1 protein-coding gene and 1 pseudogene are annotated in these 1,095 nt (G+C 60.5%); both read left to right on the top strand.

Features of this window, described 5'->3' with window-relative positions:
- Nucleotides 1-117 precede the first annotated feature (117 nt).
- Nucleotides 118-246: pseudogene (locus tag VXC91_RS45960) on the top strand (AraC family transcriptional regulator); the annotation flags it as partial.
- A 289-nt stretch (nt 247-535) separates the two neighbouring features.
- A partial coding sequence (locus VXC91_RS45955; protein WP_329513263.1) for a succinate dehydrogenase cytochrome b subunit occupies nt 536-1,095 on the top strand: 560 nt, incomplete at its 3' end.

The raw sequence follows: 1,095 nt of genomic DNA, 5'->3' as shown, positions 1-1,095 counted from the left end.
ACGAGCCGGACGATCGACAGCGTCGCGTGAGCACAAGGCTCCGGTTCCCGCGGGACGGCTGCACCTGAGCGAACCGGCCGGCAGGAGAAGTCACAAACGGGGGGCGCGGTCGCGTCGCTGAGCGACCCCGCCCTGTCATCCGACCTGATCGCCGGGCACCATCGCATCTCGGTGCGCTACCTGCACAAGATCTTCGAAGGTGAGGGCACCACGGTCAGCCGCTGGGTACAGCGACGCCGGCTTGATGCACGCGATGTGAAACGCCGGTGACCGGCCCCGCCGGATCATCGAAGTCATCACTCCGGACGGTTTCGAGAACTACTTTCGGGATCGGAGTCCGATCAAGCAGATGATGCTGCAGTCGAGTTGGAGCATGCCGAGGCGGCAATCGCCGCGCATCTCGGCGAATTCAGAAGTCAAGTCATCATAGGGAACGGCTATTGGTGCCGGGGAAATCCGGTCTTGGACGCTGTGATCCCACCGTCTTTAGGATCCAGATATGACGTTCGCAGTGCGCGACAAACCACGTCCCACAATGATTCGGTCCGCATGGGGCAGTACCATCGGGAAAAAGGTCGTGATGGCCGTAACCGGCTTTATCATGCTCGGATTTCTGGTATTGCACCTCTATGGACATCTGAAGATCTTCTTCGGCCTCCACGATTACAATCACTACTCCCACTGGCTGCGCACCATCGGAGAGCCGGCACTTCACTACGGCTGGTTTCTATGGGTGCTACGCGTCGTTCTCATCCTCTCCGTCATCGGGCACGGTGTTTCCGCGTACCAGCTGAGCCGACGCGATATCAAGGCGCGCCCCAGCAAGTACGTGCACAAGAAGCCGAGAGCCTCCTACGCTACGCGCACCATGCGCTGGGGCGGAGTGATTCTCGGTCTGTATGTCGTGTGGCATATCCTGGACCTGACCACTGGCACGGTGCACTCCGGAGGTTTCGAGGAGGGGCACCCCTACGAAAACCTCGTGGACACCTTCAGTGTCTGGTGGAACAACGTCATCTACATCGTGGCGATGCTCGCCCTTGGCCTGCATGTACGCCATGGACTGTGGAGCGCGGCTCAGACCCTCGGCATCGG

Origin of the sequence: Streptomyces chiangmaiensis (assembly GCF_036281785.1) — a bacterium.
GTDB lineage: Bacteria > Actinomycetota > Actinomycetes > Streptomycetales > Streptomycetaceae > Streptomyces > Streptomyces chiangmaiensis.
The sequence above is the reverse complement of the archived record's forward strand: the minus strand, read 5'-3'. Positions and strand labels throughout refer to the sequence as shown.